21 protein-coding genes are annotated in these 17,908 nt (G+C 34.2%); 10 read left to right on the top strand and 11 right to left on the bottom strand.

Going from position 1 to position 17,908, the window contains the following annotated elements; all coding sequences use genetic code 11:
* From V7719_RS14260 to V7719_RS14240, 5 genes are all read left to right on the top strand, one after another.
* Positions 1 to 1,072, top strand: a 1,072-nt coding sequence (locus V7719_RS14260) for a T9SS type A sorting domain-containing protein (RefSeq protein WP_335730600.1), incomplete at its 5' end; no start/stop codon positions are given.
* Positions 1,073 to 1,144: 72 nt separating this feature from the next.
* Entirely contained in the window at positions 1,145 to 1,480 is a 336-nt protein-coding gene (locus tag V7719_RS14255; RefSeq protein WP_335730599.1) for a DUF4870 domain-containing protein, read from the top strand.
* 209 nt (positions 1,481 to 1,689) lie between these two features.
* Positions 1,690 to 2,460 (top strand): hypothetical protein, encoded by a 771-nt coding sequence (locus V7719_RS14250; RefSeq protein WP_335730598.1) that lies wholly within the window; start codon positions 1,690 to 1,692, stop codon positions 2,458 to 2,460.
* 10 nt (positions 2,461 to 2,470) lie between these two features.
* Positions 2,471 to 3,067: a hypothetical protein gene (locus V7719_RS14245; protein ID WP_335730597.1), complete on the top strand. Its 597-nt coding sequence runs from the start codon at positions 2,471 to 2,473 to the stop codon at positions 3,065 to 3,067.
* An 11-nt stretch (positions 3,068 to 3,078) separates the two neighbouring features.
* Complete coding sequence (locus V7719_RS14240) at positions 3,079 to 3,348, top strand: hypothetical protein (protein WP_335730596.1); 270 nt, start codon at positions 3,079 to 3,081, stop codon at positions 3,346 to 3,348.
* Positions 3,349 to 3,408: 60 nt separating this feature from the next.
* Here V7719_RS14240 and dnaN read toward each other — a convergent pair whose 3' ends face one another.
* From dnaN to V7719_RS14205, 7 genes are all read right to left on the bottom strand, one after another.
* Positions 3,409 to 4,527 (bottom strand): DNA polymerase III subunit beta, encoded by a 1,119-nt coding sequence (gene dnaN, locus V7719_RS14235; protein WP_335730595.1) that lies wholly within the window; start codon positions 4,525 to 4,527, stop codon positions 3,409 to 3,411.
* A 139-nt stretch (positions 4,528 to 4,666) separates the two neighbouring features.
* Positions 4,667 to 6,361 carry a gliding motility-associated ABC transporter substrate-binding protein GldG gene (gldG, locus tag V7719_RS14230; protein ID WP_335730594.1) on the bottom strand — a complete coding sequence of 565 codons (1,695 nt, stop codon included), beginning with the start codon at positions 6,359 to 6,361 and terminating at the stop codon, positions 4,667 to 4,669.
* On the bottom strand, positions 6,348 to 6,842 hold the full coding sequence (locus tag V7719_RS14225; protein ID WP_335730593.1) for a hypothetical protein: 495 nt from the start codon (positions 6,840 to 6,842) through the stop codon (positions 6,348 to 6,350). The genes gldG and V7719_RS14225 overlap by 14 nt, the downstream gene beginning before the upstream one ends.
* Positions 6,839 to 7,567 (bottom strand): gliding motility-associated ABC transporter permease subunit GldF, encoded by a 729-nt coding sequence (gene gldF / locus V7719_RS14220; RefSeq protein ID WP_335730592.1) that lies wholly within the window; start codon positions 7,565 to 7,567, stop codon positions 6,839 to 6,841. Before gldF ends, V7719_RS14225 begins: the two co-directional genes overlap by 4 nt.
* Positions 7,568 to 7,795, bottom strand: coding sequence for a hypothetical protein (locus V7719_RS14215; RefSeq protein WP_335730591.1), 228 nt, complete (start codon positions 7,793 to 7,795; stop codon positions 7,568 to 7,570).
* A gap of 7 nt (positions 7,796 to 7,802) precedes the next feature.
* Entirely contained in the window at positions 7,803 to 8,099 is a 297-nt protein-coding gene (locus V7719_RS14210; protein ID WP_335730590.1) for a putative quinol monooxygenase, read from the bottom strand.
* A gap of 66 nt (positions 8,100 to 8,165) precedes the next feature.
* Entirely contained in the window at positions 8,166 to 9,002 is an 837-nt protein-coding gene (locus V7719_RS14205; RefSeq protein WP_335730589.1) for an SAM hydrolase/SAM-dependent halogenase family protein, read from the bottom strand.
* A 199-nt stretch (positions 9,003 to 9,201) separates the two neighbouring features.
* Between V7719_RS14205 and V7719_RS14200 the strand changes: the two genes are divergently transcribed.
* Together V7719_RS14200 and V7719_RS14195 are read left to right on the top strand one after the other, a co-directional pair.
* A complete protein-coding gene (locus tag V7719_RS14200; RefSeq protein ID WP_335730588.1) occupies positions 9,202 to 10,155 on the top strand; it encodes a PhoH family protein in 954 nt (317 codons plus the stop codon).
* A gap of 111 nt (positions 10,156 to 10,266) precedes the next feature.
* Positions 10,267 to 11,226 (top strand): phosphoribosylaminoimidazolesuccinocarboxamide synthase, encoded by a 960-nt coding sequence (locus tag V7719_RS14195; protein WP_335730587.1) that lies wholly within the window; start codon positions 10,267 to 10,269, stop codon positions 11,224 to 11,226.
* On the opposite strand, the gene V7719_RS14190 is transcribed toward V7719_RS14195, so the two are convergent.
* Genes V7719_RS14190 through V7719_RS14180 form a run of 3 tightly spaced genes read right to left on the bottom strand, consistent with a single transcriptional unit; the run spans position 11,223 to position 13,971 of the window.
* Positions 11,223 to 12,452 (bottom strand): alpha/beta hydrolase-fold protein, encoded by a 1,230-nt coding sequence (locus V7719_RS14190; protein ID WP_335730586.1) that lies wholly within the window; start codon positions 12,450 to 12,452, stop codon positions 11,223 to 11,225. The two genes, V7719_RS14195 and V7719_RS14190, sit on opposite strands and share 4 nt — an antisense overlap.
* Before the next feature lie 49 nt (positions 12,453 to 12,501).
* A complete protein-coding gene (locus V7719_RS14185) occupies positions 12,502 to 12,879 on the bottom strand; it encodes a nuclear transport factor 2 family protein (RefSeq protein WP_335730585.1) in 378 nt (125 codons plus the stop codon).
* 3 nt (positions 12,880 to 12,882) lie between these two features.
* Positions 12,883 to 13,971 (bottom strand): heparan-alpha-glucosaminide N-acetyltransferase domain-containing protein, encoded by a 1,089-nt coding sequence (locus V7719_RS14180; RefSeq protein ID WP_335730584.1) that lies wholly within the window; start codon positions 13,969 to 13,971, stop codon positions 12,883 to 12,885.
* 90 nt (positions 13,972 to 14,061) lie between these two features.
* Here V7719_RS14180 and V7719_RS14175 point away from each other — a divergent pair, with 90 nt between their 5' ends.
* A complete protein-coding gene (locus tag V7719_RS14175) occupies positions 14,062 to 15,441 on the top strand; it encodes an alanine/glycine:cation symporter family protein (RefSeq protein WP_335730583.1) in 1,380 nt (459 codons plus the stop codon).
* On the opposite strand, the gene V7719_RS14170 is transcribed toward V7719_RS14175, so the two are convergent.
* Positions 15,433 to 15,747 carry a hypothetical protein gene (locus tag V7719_RS14170; protein ID WP_335730582.1) on the bottom strand — a complete coding sequence of 105 codons (315 nt, stop codon included), beginning with the start codon at positions 15,745 to 15,747 and terminating at the stop codon, positions 15,433 to 15,435. The genes V7719_RS14175 and V7719_RS14170 overlap by 9 nt on opposite strands.
* Positions 15,748 to 15,909: 162 nt before the next feature.
* Here V7719_RS14170 and V7719_RS14165 point away from each other — a divergent pair, with 162 nt between their 5' ends.
* Entirely contained in the window at positions 15,910 to 16,185 is a 276-nt protein-coding gene (locus V7719_RS14165; protein WP_335730581.1) for a DUF4212 domain-containing protein, read from the top strand.
* Between the two features lie 19 nt (positions 16,186 to 16,204).
* On the top strand, positions 16,205 to 17,905 hold the full coding sequence (locus tag V7719_RS14160) for a sodium:solute symporter family protein (protein WP_335730604.1): 1,701 nt from the start codon (positions 16,205 to 16,207) through the stop codon (positions 17,903 to 17,905).
* Positions 17,906 to 17,908 lie beyond the last annotated feature (3 nt).

Raw genomic sequence — 17,908 nt, 5'->3', positions numbered from 1 at the left:
ATCAGGATTATGTTCTGGAGAATATGTGATTACAAGAACATGGACAGCAACCGACGAATGTAGCAACCAAACTGTTCATGTGCAGACCATAACGGTTGAGGATAATGGTAATCCAATCTTTAACGGAACTTTGCCATCAGATGTTACTGTAGAATGTGATACTATTCCAACGGTCGAAACCTTAACGGCGAATGACACTTGTGGAGTAGCAATCGTTTCTTATGCTGAAAGCACAGCATCAGGATTATGTGCAGGAGAATATGTGATTACAAGAACATGGACAGCAACAGACGAATGTAACAACCAAGCCATCCATGAACAAACGATAACGGTTGAAGATAATACAGATCCAGCCTTTACTGAGACACTTCCGTTAAATGCTATTTATGAATGTGATGAAACAATTCCTTCCGCTATAATGTTAACAGCATTTGATACTTGCGGAACTGCGATTGTAACGTTTAATGAAAGTACTACAAACGGATCTTGTTCTGGAGACTATTTTATTATTCGCACATGGACTGCAACTGATGAATGTAATAATGTTAGTACGCATATTCAGACATTAACTGTTGTAGATCCTACTAACTCAACTTGGGATGTATTGCCAACAGATATGACAGTAGGATGTTCTGCTAATAATCAAACTGAATTTGAAACTTGGCTCAATAGTTTTTCTGGAACAGATAATTGTGGAACTGCAACAGTATCTCATGATGCACCTGCAACTGTTTCATGTCCTGGTACAGTATCAGTAGCTTTTGAGTTAGCAGATGAATGTGGAAACTCAACTATTATTACGGCAACATTTACAGTTGAAGATACGCTTGATATTCCTGAATCTGAAGAAACAGGTATTATCATGTTTCCAAATCCGACAGATAAGCATATTTATTTTAAAGGATTAAGAGAAGAGAGTTTTATGGAAGTCTTTAATATAGTAGGTCAAAAAGTATTTGAAAGGTCAATTACTAATGGAAAACAAATTGAATTTGAATTGAAATCTGGATTATATATGGTTAAATTAACCTCAGAATCTAAAACTGTAATAAAGAAATTAGTAATTAAATAAAGCTCTTAGTGTAACATTTTGAGCTGTTTAGCGTCCAATAGATGTTCAATCAAAATATAATCAAAAATCATCATGCGACAAGACAATCAACTTATAGTATTAACACACCTTAGTCAGTTACTCACGTTTATAACAGGATTTGGCGGACTCATTGTACCATTAGTGATATGGGTAACTCAAAAAAAGAATGTCTATAGAATGGATGAAGAAGGGAAGAATATTGTCAACTTTCAGTTGAGTCTATTGGTATATGGTATTATCTGTATTCCTTTGGTATTTATAGTAGTTGGCGTTTTCGGATTAATTGCTTTATGCCTCTTATCATTCATTTTTCCTATCATAAATGCCATTAAAGCAAGTCATGGCGAATCACCAAGATATCCTTTATCTCTTAATTTTATTAGTTAGTTATTTTTTTTAGAGGTAAATGAAAACGCTCACTTTTTATTAGTGAGCGTTTTTTATTAATTAAATATCAACTTCACGTGGTGTTTTAGAAAATTATCACAATGTGCTGGTATAAATACTGGCAAAGGTAATAGCGTATTTATACGGGGTTTTTAAAGCCAATAAGTAATTAGTTTTATAAAAAATCAAGTTACCTAAAATAGTATATTATGGCTACTACCGTTTCAACCCCAGAAACTAAAAAGGAATCTTCTCCTATAACCGCAGAACCTTCATCACCTGGGATTTCTCAAGATTTAATTGACGAGCTAAGCAATGAGATAAATAATATGTTATCCTATGCTGTTTATAATGGCATTACAATCAACACGGAAATTAATTCACTGATACAAAATAGCAGTATTGATGATTTAATTAATGCACATAACTTATTGTGTAAAAATGTAGCGCCTGCTACTCCAAAATCTATTTCGTTTACAGATAGATTACATAAAAACGGAAAAGGAAAATCGATATTAAGTAAACTTCCTTTGGTTAGAAATTTAATTCTATTGGCAATGCTGTTTTTAACAATCTTTATTGTAACAGGCCTTTCCCCTGATGTCAATAATAATTCATTAGATAAAGGAATTATGAACAATAGCGGATTAGATTTACTTTTAAATATTGGTTATTTATGTTCTGTTTCTGGGCTTGGTGTTATTTTCTATTTACTTAAAAATGTAAGCTCTAAATTAAAAAGTGGAACATTGTTACCTGAACAATCTATAGAATATATAGCTCAAATTGTTTTAGGTGTTATTGCAGGTTTGATTTTATCCGAAATTTTATCGATTTATATGAAAGACCCTAATAATATAAACCTCTTCAATAAAAGTATTCTCGCTCTTATTGGTGGTTTTTCTTCTGATGCTATTTTTAGTGTTCTACAAGGCCTGATTGATAGAATTAAAACCATATTTATTCCAGTAAAATCCTAAGACAAAAACTATGAAGAATAGAATTTACAGACTAGTACTTTTGAACGCTATATTATTTGTAGGTTGTGTATCCATTCCACAATCAACGGCAACACTTACTCAAGAAGTTATAAAAGAAGCTGATGAAATGCATCAATTAAATATAGCTTTAATTAACCAGCTTTTTGAAGAGAGAAAGCAAGTTATTAATTCATTTATTACTAATCAATATACGCCAACGCTTGTTAAAAAATATGAAAGCCTACTGCCTGATAGTTTAGATTATAAGGAAGAATTACCAAACATCATGAAAAGTATTATACCTGTTATTAATCGGAAAAAAGATTCCTTACAGAATGTGCTAAGCGAGCAACAACAACAGATCATTTCAAGCTTAAATAATAACTATCAAACCTATAGTAGAGCAACAGCTACATTGCAAAACTTAATTAATTCGGCTGTTAAATTAAAAAGTGCCGAACAAGATGCTCTATCATCAATTCAGAAACTTACAGGAGCTTCGGTTGATGTAAAAAAAGTAGAAAGGACTATTGATGGTTTACTTACAAAAGCAGGCACAGATATGAGTAAGTTATTACAAGTAGAAACTATTTTAAAATCAAATTAAAACAAAAACCTATGTCAGATATTAATTGGGACGATTTAGCTGAAAACGCAGCTGCTCAAACAGATTCAGATTTTAACACTCAAATGGCAAGTTTAACAAGTTTGAAAGTTACTGAAATTGATAATTTCATTGCACAAAGTAATATTAGTAATGCTAATGCTGTAAAAGTTTTAAAAGAAATTAACGATGCTGCTAAGTCAAATAATCAAAAGGCACAAGCGATAACGAGCATTAATAATGGCGTTGGATTTCTTGTAGGCTTAGTGTCAAAAGTTGTTTAGTAAGCATGAAAAAAGCCACAAGTCTATAAAGAATTGCGGCTTTTATATTTTTTCGCTGTATTAAGAGTTAAGCATAACAGGCATCACCAACATGGTTACATGTTCGCCTTCATCTAAACCATCAATAGGTGTTAAGATTCCAGCTCTATTTGGTAAACTCATTTCCAATTGTACTTGATCTGAATTGAGGTTATTCAACATTTCAGTTAAGAAACGTGAGTTAAAACCAATTTGCATATCGTCTCCTTGGTAGTCACAAGTTAGACGTTCTTCAGCTTTGTTAGAGTAGTCGATATCTTCCGCAGAAATATTTAATTCTGCTCCAGCTATTTTCAAACGAATTTGATGTGTTGTTTTGTTAGAGAAGATACTCACACGACGAACAGAATTTAAAAACTGTGTTCTGTCTATGGTTAGTTTATTCGGATTTTCCTTCGGAATAACAGCTTCGTAGTTAGGATATTTTCCGTCGATTAAGCGACAAATTAACACAGAATTCTCAAAAGTAAATTTTGCATTTGAATCGTTGTATTCAATAGTGACTGCATCATCGTTGGCCGCTAAAATACCTTTCAATAAATTTAAAGGTTTCTTAGGCATAATGAATTCTGCAACCTGATCGGCTTTTATATCTTCACGTGTATACTTTACGAGTTTATGCGCATCAGTAGCAACAAAGGTTAATCCTTGTGTAGAAAACTGAAAAAAGACACCACTCATCACAGGACGTAAATCATCATTTCCAGCAGCAAAAATCGTTTTGCTTATAGCTGTTGCTAAAATATCTCCGGCAATAGTAGTCGTACTCGGATTGTCTAATTCTACAGCCTTAGGAAACTCAGCTCCATCTGCATAAGCCAAAGCATATTTACCATGATTAGAGCTAATCTCAACGGTATTGTTATCTTCAATAACAAAGGTCAACGGTTGCTCTGGAAATGTTTTTAACGTATCTAATAACAAACGTGCAGGTAATGCGATGCTACCATCATTATCACTTTCTACATCTAGTATTGAAGACATTGTCGTTTCCAAATCACTTGCTGAAACTGTTAATTTAGAGTCGTTCAACTCGAATAAAAAATTATCTAAAATAGGTAAAGTATTAGAACTATTAATAACACCACCTAGAACTTGTAATTGTTTGAGTAAATATGTACTGGATACTATAAATTTCATACGTTCGTATTATTTTTTTTACAAGGTTGTCACAACAAATTGTGTAATACAAATATATCCCAAAGGGATTGTTTTATAAAACAAACTTATTAACATTTATTCCTTTTGAAATAGGAAAAGGTTTAAAGGTTTGTAACTGTTATTTTGTGTAGCGTTTTTTTCGGAAATATCCGAATGCGACTCCAAAAAGACCTAATATTACAAGTGGTACTGCAATATTAATAATTTGCCATTTGGATTTTTGGTCTTTAATTATTTCAGAATCTAAAAACGCTAATTTCACCTCTTTGGTACGAATGTTTATAAGTCCGTCATCATTGAGTAAGTAGTTAACCGCATTTTCAAGAAACTCTTTATTTCCAAATTTTCGCTTGGTTAAAAATTCAAAGCCTAACTCTTGAGGTTGATTTCGTATCACTTCATTTTTTATCACATCACCATCAGCGATCACAATCATCTTTGTAGATGAGCTTTTCGTTTTGTCTTCGGAAATTTTGAAGGGCTTAATTCGTTTGTCGTAAACTGAAGTAAATTCTCCTTCAAGCAAGACAGCAAGTGGATAATGTCCATTATTCACATTGGGCTCTGAGCTTTTGTATTCATCCATGTTTGGCTCTTGCGTCACAATATCTAAACTAATCTCTCTAGGAACTCCATCTAATTTTGAGAGCTGTGAACTGCGGAGTAAAACCGTTTTATCTATACTGTTTTTGAGTGTGTCTATCTGACTCGCAAATTCAAATTTAACAGGATCTAAGTTTGTTGTGATTGGATGATTAGGATTGTTTGCAGCCAAAGGTGAATATGGCCATTGCACAGGTTGAAATTGTGCATTATTACCCTCTCCAATAGCCAAAGGTATAGGAGCAGAGTAGAGGTCATTTACAATTACAGGATTTACTCTGATACCATATTTAAAAAAGAAATCATTGAGATTTAAGTCGTTTATGACAGCAAACCCTTTTCCGGAAGCGTTCATCAAACTATCTCTATCCATAATGATACTTTCGGTTAGCCAAAGACTTTTTCCTCCATTCATGGTAAACTGATCCAATACATATTTTTCCTCTTCGGAAAAGGCTACACTTGGTTTAGCTGAAATAATTAAATCATAATTTTTGATATCATTTAAGGTCTTTTGCGGATTGCTAGCCACACTATCCAAAGTAAAAGGCGCTAAAAAATAGTGCTCACCTAATTTTTTGAGTAAGTCTGCAACGTAGATATCGCTTAATTGTCCGTTGCCACGTAAAACAGCAATTTTTTTCTGCTTAGGATTTACCAATCTCTTAAAGGCTTCGGCAAAAGCATATTCTAAATTTTGAATCGAGCTATTCACCAATTCTTGGTCTGTTGCTCCAATTTTATTTTTTATAAGCGGAATGGTCACCGTTTGCCCATTATAGCTCGCTAATGCCCATGGAATGATTAATTCTTGAGACGTTTTTCCGCTTTCCTTAATATTAATTTGAAACGGTTGTAAACCACGCTGTGCCAGTTGCTGAAGGTTCTGATTTCTGGTTTTCTCGTCGACTAACGGATTTATAAAATCAAATTTGACATTACTATTATATACAGAAAATTCTTCTAGAAGTTGCTGTGTTTCATCGCGTAGACGTCTAAACTCTGTAGGGAATTCGCCATCTAAAAACACATCTATAATCAAAGGTGAATCGATATCTTCAACCGTTTGTAAAGCTTCGTCAGATAGCGTATAGCGTTTGTCTTTTGTGAGATCAAAGCGATGATATAACTTGCTTGAAATTAGATTTATAGCTATAATGGCTATTAAAGTAATTGCAATTGTGATGATATATTTTTTAGTCTTCAGCATCAAATTTTATAAGGTCTTTATATGATGTTACGTTTACAACTTTATTGTCTTTAAAAACAATTTCCACGCATTCTTTTTCAGTATTAAAAGCACCTGGTTCCATTCCTAATCCATAGTTCCATCTATTGGTGTCGTGATCCTTTTTTGCGTCGCTCCATGTTAACCATTCGTGTGTTCCTAAAAGGGTTTCTATGTCACTTTTTGACTTGCCTATTAAAATTTCCGAAGACATCATCTCATCAGATAATTCATAGCGCAGTGCTGGTTTTTCTTTCCATAGCTCTTCAGAAAAATACTTCTTATGGTGGTAATCACTAAATACATTTATCATTGGATAAACAGCAAAGAAATATATAAAAGGTGTAATCACCAAGCTCACCAAAAAGGTCAACCATTTACGTCTGTCAATGGTTTTTACAAATAGAAAGACCAACACAAACGTGATGCACATTATAATAATTAATGGGATCGTAATAATCATTGGTTAGCACGTTTAATGTTTAATTTGGTTAATACAATAAACAAAGCGGTAATACTTAAAAAGTAGATCACATCTCTGGTATCTAAAATACCACGACTCATACTTTTAAAGTGAGATTCCATTCCTAATTTTTCGATATAAAAGGCGTCACCAAACAGATTATAATTTGATAAGCCTTCAAATCCGAAATAGAAAAAGAAACAGACAAACACTGCAATGATAAATGCCACAATTTGATTATCAGATAGGCTAGAGGCAAATACGCCAATGGCTGTATATGCTGCAACGAGGAATAGAAGTCCAAAATACGAACCCATCACACTTCCAACATCTAAATTGCCTTCAGGATTACCTAATTTTGAAATGGTATACACATATAAAAGCGTAGGAATTAGTGCCATAATAATCAGTACTAATGCCCCTAAATATTTACCTAATACAATATGTAAATGACTAATTGGTTTTGTGAGTAAAAGTTCGAGAGTTCCTTGCTTTTTTTCATCGGCAAAACTTCTCATAGTTACAGCAGGAACTAAGAAAATAAGTATCCATGGCGCCAAAAGGAAGAAGCTAGATAAATCAGCAAAACCATTATCAAGAACATTAAAATCACCTTTGAATAACCAAAGGAACAATCCGTTGAGTAATAAAAACACAGCAATCACCAAATAACCAATTGGTGAAGCGAAGAAGGTGTTGATTTCTTTTTTTAGGATGGCGAGCATTTAATTTTCGTTTAGCTTTTTTAAAATTTTTCTGAATTTAATGATTTTAATACTGTAAAAGATAATAAATGTTAAGCTATATGCTGAAGCAAAAAGGCTAACAGTTTGTGGAGTAGACTCTTTACTTCCAAGTTTATTAAAAAGTAAGGCAACGATAAACAATACAATCCAAATAATAAATGGTTTAATTGTTTTTTTCCAGGTCTTCTTTAGCTCGTTTTCAGTCATTCATTAATTATTTTAAAGTTACAACCTTATCAACACTCCAAGCTTCAGGTTTTGCATTAAACATCGGTTTAGTTTCAGCCCAAATACCTTTAAATAAATCGGAGTGTCTATAATTCTCTAAATCAGTTTCTGTTTGCCAATAACTATACGTAAAAAAGATGTTTGTATTGTGTTTATCGCGATAGAGTTCTAAAAAATCACAGCCTTCAAAGGCTCTTATGCTCTCTTTCTTGACTTCAAAGTTTGAGAGAAATTCATCTATCTTTGAGGGTTCAAAACTCATTTTTACAATACGTACAAACATATATTAGGTATTAGTGCTTAACGAAAATATTTTCATCTTATTCATTTGAGTGGACCAACTTCTATATTACTTTTTAGCAAAGTTAATAGTTACGGTATCCATAACTTTCAATCCCATTAAAGAAGAAGCACTTCCCACTGTAGCATTATCACTTTTATAGACGGCAATCTCTAGATAGCCCGACGAATTAAAAACGACCAAACCTTTTCCTTCATCATAGCGTTTTTCTTCAGGGATATCAAAATTGATCGCATCGCAATACTTATCGTAAATCTTTTTAAACTTATAACTTCGTGCCGAAATTTCATAAGCACGAGTTTTCTGTACACCTTCAAAGAATTGACGTTTAATGTTGGTAATCACATTTCCGTAGTTATCAACATAAATCACGCTACCAATAATTTGATTCTTCTCATCGTTTACAAACGGAATCAAATTCTTTATAGGTTTTATAGTGTCAATTACTTTGCCAATAATCTCTAATGTTCCACCACGGGCGATATGGCAGGCCACATTTACAAAAACATCCAATACAGGAAAACTTGTGGCCACGCGATCGTGAATATTGATTTCAACAATTTTTTGTGGTGCAATTTCAGAACAAATCATACTCATAATCCCATTGTTAGCACAAATAAAATAATGATCATCTAATTTTACGGCAATATGTTTGTTTTCTGGGTTGAGTTCAGAATCAATCCCAATCAGATGAATGGTTCCCTTTGGGAAACTGCTATAGGCATTCTGAATAATGTAAGCTGCTTCGGGCACATTAAATGGTGCTACCGAATGTGAGATATCAACAATTCTTACATCAGACAATTCACTATAGATAGCGCCTTTAATAGCACCAGCAAAGTGGTCTTTCTCTCCGAAATCGGTTGTTAATGTGATGATTGCCATGCGCTAAGCAAAAGAATTTTATAGTTGATTTGTGCTCTTTTTTAACCTTTAACAAAACTGTTAAAAACTAATTATATTTTAACCTTAGGGAAACCTATAGAATAAAATAGTTTAATTATTTTTGGTTTGACTGAGCCTCAATTTGTCTCATCACAAAACTAATAAAACAAAACAGATTAATTTATAATTCCACTCGCTTTTGAACGAACTTATTTTAGAACTAGAAGAAATTACTCCTAAAGAATTTTTCGGAGCTCAAAATGCTAACATTGTTTTACTTAAAAAACACTTTCCAAAACTTAAAATTGTAGCCAGAGGAAACAAGATAAAAGCCTATGGAGATTCAGATTTGCTCGAAGAGTTTGATCGTCGCATGAATATGCTCATGGAGCATTTCGGAAAGTATAATAAGATAGACGAAAATGTTATTGAACGCGTTTTAACAAGTCAGAGTAGTGATGATTACAATACATCTGAGCAAAGTGGAGAGACTATTGTTCATGGTGTGAATGGTAAAATCATTAAAGCACAAACCGTTAATCAACGCCGATTAGTAGAGAGCATGCGCACAAACGATATGGTATTTGCGATTGGTCCTGCAGGAACAGGTAAAACCTATACAGGAGTTGCTTTAGCTGTGAGAGCACTCAAAGCCAAAGAAGTTAAGCGAATTATTTTAACACGTCCAGCGGTTGAAGCAGGAGAGAATTTAGGATTTCTTCCAGGAGATTTAAAAGAAAAGTTAGATCCTTATATGCAACCTTTGTATGATGCACTTCGTGATATGATTCCTCCAGAACGTTTAGCAAGTTTTATAGAAAATGGTACTATCCAAATTGCTCCTTTGGCATTTATGCGTGGTCGTACGTTGGATAATGCCTTTGTTATTTTAGATGAAGGTCAAAACACAACACATGCGCAAATGAAGATGTTCTTGACGCGTATGGGTAAAAGCGCCAAGTTCTTATTAACTGGGGATCCTGGTCAGGTCGATTTACCGCGTCGTACCACTTCGGGATTGAAAGAAGCATTGCTCGTGCTTAAAAATGTAGAAGGTATCGGCATGATTTACCTAGACGACAAAGATGTGATTCGTCATAAGTTGGTGAAGAAAGTGATCGAAGCTTACAAGAGTATAGAAAATAGAGATTAATTTTTTTTAGAAGCTTATTTCAGCTTTCGGCAGTCGCTCTTTTCAAGGAGCTCCAACAAATGCCTTAATCTGGGCTAGGGCATTGATAATAATAAAACAAATTGTTCATTCGTGGCAAATCAGAACCAAACTATTACCGAATCAAATTTCAATTTCCCAAACCAAAAAAGTGTCTACAAAGGGAAAGTAAGAGAAGTCTATAATATTAATGACGATGAACTCGTCATGATTGCAACCGATCGCTTATCGGCTTTTGATGTCGTGATGCCAAAAGGAATCCCTTATAAAGGACAGATTCTAAACCAGATTGCAACCAGCATGATGAAAGCTACTGAAGACTTGGTGCCGAATTGGTTAACGGCTATACCAGATCCAAATGTGGCTGTTGGTCATCTATGTGAACCCTTCAAAGTGGAAATGGTGATTCGTGGTTATATGTCTGGTCATGCAGCACGTGAGTATAAAATTGGACATCGATTACTTTGTGGTGTAGACATGCCAGAAGGCATGAAGGAAAACGATAAATTCCCTGAGCCAATTATTACGCCTGCAACCAAAGCCGAAATGGGAGACCATGATGAAGATATTTCACGTGAAGACATCTTAAAGCGTGCTATCGTTTCCGAAGAAGATTATATCGTGCTCGAAGATTATACCCGAAAGCTGTTTCAACGTGGCACAGAAATAGCAGCTTCCAGAGGATTGATTCTAGTCGATACGAAGTATGAGTTTGGAAAAACAATGGATGGAAAAATTGTATTGATTGACGAAATTCACACACCAGATTCCTCACGTTATTTCTATACTGAGGGTTACCAAAAACGTCAAGATACTAACGAACCACAAAAACAATTGTCTAAAGAGTTTGTTAGACAATGGTTAATCTCGAATAATTTTCAAGGTCTCGATGGGCAAACCGTTCCTGAAATGAGTGACGACTACATCGAAATGGTTAGTGATCGTTATATCGAACTCTACGAGAAAATTATGGGCGAACCCTTTGTAAAAGCAGATGTTACTAATATTCAAGAACGCATTGAAAAGAATGTCTTATCCTATTTTGAAAATTAATTAGACTTTAATTGGTCTAATTTTTTTCTAGAATCTGGATTTTCTTTAATGGCTAATGCTTTTTCGAAACTTTCTATCGCTTTATTTTTATTTTCAATAGCCAAGTAGTAGTCCCCTAATGAATCGTAAACATTAAAGCTTTTAGGATAATACGCTATATTCATTTGAAAAAACTCATTTGCTAAATCCATTTTTTCCATTCCCATGAGTTGATATCCCATTCTATTGAGCAAACTTTCATCTGGTTTGTTATCATAACCCAACGTTTTAGAAACTTTTGCATAATGTATTTTCATTTCATTTACAATATCTGTATCGTCGTCCATGATATCACCAAAATCAATATTGAATTGATAAAAACCAAAAATGAACCTCATCCCATCATAAGTTGTGATTAGTGGAGCTGAATTATGAGTGTCATTTCCATAATATTTAGACCTAAATAAAATTTGATTATTCAATTCGCTTTTTAGAAGATCTCTTGTTTCGAAAATTGAATTAATATGATCGACCGTCGGTCCCTTTTCTTGCCTCACAGAAACCGTATCCATGCCTTTTTCTAAAGTATTTGCAATTCCTAAATACAGTGACTTGTTTTTATACTTATCATCTTTTAGGTTCGTATTTTTATATGAAGCTAATAATTTTTTATCATCCCACCACATTGAAGGGTCTATGGAGATATAACTATTGAATAATTCAGGTTTTTCAAGCAGGGCGTCCATTACAAATAAGCCACCAAAGGAGTGACCAATTAACATTTTATAAGGTTCTGTAGGATATGTTTTGTCGATGTATGGCATTAATTCTTTTTCAATAAAAGCTAAAAAGTTTTTTCCACCACCAGATTGTTCAGAGCGATCTTGTGTGACCATTGGAGGATTGGGTTCCGCTTTTGAGGGTGTGAGATCACGTGTTCTATTCGTATTTGGTATAGCGACAACAATCATTTCAGGAGTAATATTATTAACACTAAATCGTTCAATCAATCCTACAACTGAGGTGAAATGTGCATCGCCATCTAATAAATAGACAACGGGATATTTCTTTTTGGCAAAAATTGAATTAGGTCCTTCATTAGGAACATAAATCATAATTTTTCTATTTTCTCCTAAGATTTTTGACTCTATACTGTCAGTTTTCCCGATGACAATTTCATTTTGTCCAAACGTTAAAGCAGGAAAAGTAAAAATAAAGGCTACAAATAATAATGCAAAATTTTTCATGGAAGGTTGATTTATTGGTCTTAAAGTTAGTTATTTAGAATTAACCTTCCTAATACATCGTATTCGGATTCGCAGAGGTTTCAGGAATTTGCTGAATCGCATCCCAATGCTCACAAATCTTTCCGTTGTCATCAAATCTAAAGAAATCCATCGTAATATATTGGTCGTTTCCTGGCCAGGTTTGGTGTGTATGTAACGCGACTAAATTGCCTTCGGCTATGCATCTAACAAATTCAATTGACTTTTCTGGATATTCATTTTGCATGCGCACAAAATAATCGATAAAGCCTTGTTTGCCATCAGTAACATCTGGATTGTGTTGTATGTATTCGTTTCCAATGTATGTTTCAACTGCCTTTTTTGGATGGCCTTCGTACGACATTTTGTAAAAGGCGATAGCATTCTTTTTGTTTAGTTCTAAATCCATAACTCAGCTTTTAATAGTTCTTATAAGCTTTCTTACACCTTTATAAATAAATGCGTTCGTCTTCACATAATAAAACGAAATAAAGCAAACTACAAGCATAAATACAATAGCACTTATTATGGCTTGCGTTGGGTTTAAGGCTTCATAATAAAAATGTTTGAGACCTAATCCGGTAAAACTTCCAAAAATGATGATGAAATGAATCACATAAATGGATAAGGTTTTTTGTCCAATTTTCCCAATCAACGATCCCTTTAAAAATGGTTCTGCAGCATAGAAGACTCCAAACAATAACAGCACATTTCCGAAGCGCGTAAAGAGATAATTATAATAGGCTGAAGATTTAAAGAGTTCAATGTCTGTCCAATAATAAAGCTTCATCAGTACCCAAGAGGAGTATTCAATGAGTAGACCTCCGAAGATAAAAAAAGAAATAACGGTTATCAATCGAAACCTATTTCTATGGACATGGGAGAAGAATACTGTGGCTAAAAATCCACCAAAAGCAGTGAATCCAAACCAAGGTAAAATTGTAAAAACTGAACCATTATTTTTCGTCATATAATTCGCGAAAATTTTAGGGATATGATTCAAATCTAAACTGCGATACAAGGGTTCTGATAAAAAACTTAAGCAGCCTAAAAGGAGTAATGTAATTGATAAGACTATAACATGTTTCCGAAGTAAAACATAGCAAGCTATAAGTAAAATGAGCGATAGGCCAATGCATTGTAAGACATCAACAACAAAGATATAACTACTAAAGTCACCACTCAACCATCCAAAAACATCAACACGAAGAGCGTAGCCAATGACAATTAAAAGCAAACCTCTATACAATCCTTTTTTTATTCTAGGGTAATCGTCGCCTTTATCTTTTGCCTTTAATAATAAATACAAAAAGACCAAGCCAGAAATGGCGAAAAATGTAGGCGCAGTAATCCCTCTAAAATAAGACCAAATTTGGTATGCGATGTTAGATCCGTCCCTATAAATAGGATTGAGAAGTGTGTCTATAAAATGCCCTTGAAGCATCATTAAGATGGCAAAAGCACGAACAGCATCAATAAAAAAGAGTCGGTTGGTTTTCAAAAAAAGAATTTTAAAATTTAAAGATAACTTTAATTTTTAATGTTGACTAAACCGAAAGTAATATCTTAGAAGTCAAATTACGAATTACCAATGGAGCAACTAAATGCTATTTCCGAAAAATTTTCTTCATTAGCTTGGGGAATTCCATTAATAGTATTGCTAATTGGAGGCGGATTATACTTACTCATTGTTTCAAGATTTTTACCATTTCGATTTTTTGGACATGCCATACAAATACTACGTGGCAAATATGATGACCCAAACGATCCTGGGGAAATTAGTCATTTTAAAGCCTTAACGACAGCACTATCTTCTACTATTGGTATGGGGAATATAGCTGGTGTGGCTTTGGCAATTTCCGTAGGAGGTCCTGGAGCGATGTTCTGGATGTGGATTAGTGCCATTGTTGGTATGTCTACAAAATTTTTCACGTCGACTCTAGCTATTATGTATAGAGGTAAGGATAGTAATGGCGATTTGCAAGGTGGACCAATGTACTTTATTAGAGAAGGTCTTGGTAAAAACTGGAAATTTTTAGCAGTTATGTTTTCTGTCTTCGGAATGTTAGGCGCATTACCTGTGGTTAATGTCAATCAATTAAAACAAGCGATAAATGATATTATATTAATTCCGAATGGTGTAGAAGTCAGCCTAAGTAGTAACTTAATCATTGCAGCGGTATTAGTCATTCTGACAACTTTTGTCATTCTTGGCGGATTAAAACGAATTAGTTCAATAGCGGCTAAAATGGTGCCTTCCATGGTTATTTTATATTTTATCCTCGTTTTGATTATCCTCGGAATCAACTATACTGAAGTTCCAAAATACTTCCTGATGATTTTTACAGATGCTTTTGAAGCTAACTTTATTAATGGCGATGCTGTTTTTGGAGGTGTGTTAGGAGCAATTATTCTCTTAGGAATAAAGCGTGGTGCTTTCTCAAATGAAGCTGGAATTGGTACAGCACCAATGGCTCATGGTGCGGCAAAAACCAACGAACCAGTTCGAGAAGGCTTAGTGGCAATGTTGGGTCCCGTGATTGATACATTGATTGTCTGTACGCTTACCGCATTAGCGATTTTAGTGACAGGTGTTTGGCAAACTTCATCTGATAGTGGTGTTACTTTAACAGCTTCTGCATTTCAAGATGCGATGCCTGGATACGGTCAATATTTACTCATGGTTTGTGTGTTCATCTTTAGTATATCTTCGTTATTCTCCTATGCGTACTACGGAACAAAATGCATGTCGTTTCTCATTGGAGCAGATAAAAAACACTATTATAACTACCTCTATATTTTGAGTATTATTCTCGCAGCAACAACTCCGTTTAGTACAATGATCAACTTTATTGATGGCATCTTTGCTTTTATGGCTATTCCAACAATGTTATCAACGATTATCATGGCGCCAAGAGTTGTAAAAGAAATTAAGGGCTATAGAAAACGCATGAAAGAAGATTCAGCCTAGGTGATAAGTTTTTTTTAGAGATTCAATTTGATCTTCTTCTTTGGTTTCTAAATAAAGCAAATAACTAGTCGAAATAATAGGTTTAGAACATTCTATTTGAATTGCAGTTATAGTTGAAAATGGATATTTCCCTTTTGTTAACTCTAGCAAACGATGTTCCATTTCTTGAAATCTATCATCAGAATTATTTATAATTTCTGCAGAGCCTTTTAGCTGAAACCCTTTCTGAATATTATCTAACGAAGGAGTAGCAAGCCAAAAAAGGACACTTTTATCGATGTAAGATTTTATTTTAGAAGTTATCATAATTAAAAGTGTAGGATAAAGATTAGCAGTTTTAATCTTTGTATACTTTGATTAATTTTAATAAGATTATCAATCAGAGTCGTTGATTAATAATCATAGTCTAAGCAAAAGGTTTAAAATAATTAAACGTTATATTTAACATTCATAATCGAATAAAAACAAATGGCGAACCAAAAGGAAGGGATCAAAAAGGATAAGGCCAAAGCATATTGGAAGGAGAATATTAAATATGTTAGTATTCTTTTAATCATATGGGCTTTGGTATCATATGGTGCCGGAATAGTATTTAAAGATGAACTCAATAAATTTAGACTTGGTGGTTTCAAATTAGGATTCTGGTTTGCGCAACAAGGAGCTATGTACGTCTTTGTGATACTCATTTTTGTCTATGTTCGACTTATGAACAAACTTGATAAAAAGTATGGGTATGATGAATAGTTTATCTCTACCGTTACTTATGGACGTTCAAAATTGGACCTATATTTTAGTTGGAATAACTTTTACTATTTATATAGGAATTGCTATTTGGTCTAGAGCTGGATCTACAAAAGAATTTTATGTCGCTGGAGGAAGCGTTTCACCATTAGCAAACGGAATGGCAACTGCTGCAGATTGGATGAGCGCAGCTTCATTCATTTCTATGGCTGGTATCATATCCTTCGCGGGTTATGATGGCGCTGTATATCTTATGGGTTGGACAGGCGGTTATGTGCTTCTAGCATTATTGTTAGCGCCTTACCTTAGAAAGTTTGGAAAATTTACGGTTCCAGATTTTATTGGAGATCGCTATTATTCTAACTCTGCTCGTATTGTAGCTGTGTTTTGTGCACTACTTGTATCTTTTACATATGTTGCCGGGCAAATGCGTGGTGTTGGTATTGTGTTTTCAAGATTTCTAGAAGTCGATATCACCACAGGTGTGATTATTGGAATGCTTATCGTTTTATTCTATGCGGTTTTAGGCGGAATGAAAGGCATCACATACACACAAGTAGCACAATATTGTGTGCTCATTTTTGCGTTTATGGTACCTGCTATATTTATATCTATTCAAATGACAGGAAATCCTATTCCGCAACTCGGATTTGGAGGTGAGCTAAATGATGGTTCTGGTATGTATTTACTCGATAAACTAGACGGATTGAGTACGGAACTTGGGTTTTCAGAATATACAGAAGGAAACAAATCTACCATCGACGTTTTTGCAATTACATTGGCACTTATGGTTGGAACCGCAGGATTACCACATGTTATTGTTAGATTTTTTACTGTAAAAAAAGTGAAAGATGCACGAAAATCTGCTGGAATCGCATTACTATTAATTGTGATTTTATACAGTACAGCTCCAGCAGTAGCTGTATTTGCAAGAACAAATATGATAGAAACCTTATCTAATAAACCTTATGCCGAAGTTCCACAATGGTTTAAAAAATGGGAAACTACAGGTTTGATCACTTTTACAGATAAAAATAATGATGGTTTAATTCAATATGTAGCTGATAAGGATAAAAATGAGTTAGTCGTTGACAATGACATTATGGTTTTAGCAAATCCGGAAATTGCTAAACTACCAAATTGGGTTATCGCCTTGGTTGCTGCTGGAGCACTTGCGGCTGCTTTATCTACCGCTGCTGGATTACTATTGGTAATCTCATCTTCAGTATCTCACGATTTAATTAAAAAAGTGATTAACCCTAAAATTTCAGAAAAAAGCGAATTAAGAGCTGCAAGATTGTCGGCAGTAGCTGCAGTTTGTGTCGCTGGTTATTTCGGAATTAACCCTCCAGGTTTTGTGGCAGCGGTCGTAGCACTTGCCTTTGGCTTGGCAGCTGCATCTTTTTTTCCTGCCATTATTTTAGGAATTTTTTATAAACGAATGAATAAAGAAGGCGCAGTAGCCGGAATGATAGTTGGTATTATCACCATGCTTTTATATATGATGAAATATAAGTTAGGATGGTTTGATGACGTTTTACCTGATAAAAGCGAATGGTGGTTCGGAATTTCACCTGAAGGTTTTGGTAGTATTGCAATGTTGATTAATTTTAGTGTCTCAATAGTTGTAATGAAATTTACAAAAGCACCTCCTAAAGAGGTACAAGCTATTGTAGAAGATATAAGAATTCCATCTGGAGCAGGAGATGCTATAAATCATTAATTT

The sequence above is a fragment of the Psychroserpens sp. genome (genome assembly GCF_036960315.1).
Taxonomy (GTDB): Bacteria; Bacteroidota; Bacteroidia; order Flavobacteriales; family Flavobacteriaceae; genus Psychroserpens.
This window is presented reverse-complemented; position numbering and strand designations above follow the sequence as displayed.

What these genes read in the sequence shown, in the direction of transcription:
- V7719_RS14245 (WP_335730597.1), top strand. Translation starts at nt 2,471, where the DNA reads ATGAAGAATAGAATTTACAGACTAGTACTTTTGAACGCTATATTATTT.
- V7719_RS14165 (WP_335730581.1), top strand. Translation starts at nt 15,910, where the DNA reads ATGGCGAACCAAAAGGAAGGGATCAAAAAGGATAAGGCCAAAGCATAT.
- V7719_RS14190 (WP_335730586.1), bottom strand. Translation starts at nt 12,452, where the DNA reads ATGAAAAATTTTGCATTATTATTTGTAGCCTTTATTTTTACTTTTCCT.
- V7719_RS14240 (WP_335730596.1), top strand. Translation starts at nt 3,079, where the DNA reads ATGTCAGATATTAATTGGGACGATTTAGCTGAAAACGCAGCTGCTCAA.
- dnaN (WP_335730595.1), bottom strand. Translation starts at nt 4,527, where the DNA reads ATGAAATTTATAGTATCCAGTACATATTTACTCAAACAATTACAAGTT.
- V7719_RS14210 (WP_335730590.1), bottom strand. Translation starts at nt 8,099, where the DNA reads ATGTTTGTACGTATTGTAAAAATGAGTTTTGAACCCTCAAAGATAGAT.
- V7719_RS14255 (WP_335730599.1), top strand. Translation starts at nt 1,145, where the DNA reads ATGCGACAAGACAATCAACTTATAGTATTAACACACCTTAGTCAGTTA.
- V7719_RS14170 (WP_335730582.1), bottom strand. Translation starts at nt 15,747, where the DNA reads ATGATAACTTCTAAAATAAAATCTTACATCGATAAAAGTGTCCTTTTT.
- V7719_RS14225 (WP_335730593.1), bottom strand. Translation starts at nt 6,842, where the DNA reads ATGATTATTACGATCCCATTAATTATTATAATGTGCATCACGTTTGTG.
- V7719_RS14205 (WP_335730589.1), bottom strand. Translation starts at nt 9,002, where the DNA reads ATGGCAATCATCACATTAACAACCGATTTCGGAGAGAAAGACCACTTT.
- V7719_RS14160 (WP_335730604.1), top strand. Translation starts at nt 16,205, where the DNA reads ATGGACGTTCAAAATTGGACCTATATTTTAGTTGGAATAACTTTTACT.
- V7719_RS14185 (WP_335730585.1), bottom strand. Translation starts at nt 12,879, where the DNA reads ATGGATTTAGAACTAAACAAAAAGAATGCTATCGCCTTTTACAAAATG.
- V7719_RS14250 (WP_335730598.1), top strand. Translation starts at nt 1,690, where the DNA reads ATGGCTACTACCGTTTCAACCCCAGAAACTAAAAAGGAATCTTCTCCT.
- V7719_RS14175 (WP_335730583.1), top strand. Translation starts at nt 14,062, where the DNA reads ATGGAGCAACTAAATGCTATTTCCGAAAAATTTTCTTCATTAGCTTGG.
- V7719_RS14215 (WP_335730591.1), bottom strand. Translation starts at nt 7,795, where the DNA reads ATGACTGAAAACGAGCTAAAGAAGACCTGGAAAAAAACAATTAAACCA.
- gldG (WP_335730594.1), bottom strand. Translation starts at nt 6,361, where the DNA reads ATGCTGAAGACTAAAAAATATATCATCACAATTGCAATTACTTTAATA.
- gldF (WP_335730592.1), bottom strand. Translation starts at nt 7,567, where the DNA reads ATGCTCGCCATCCTAAAAAAAGAAATCAACACCTTCTTCGCTTCACCA.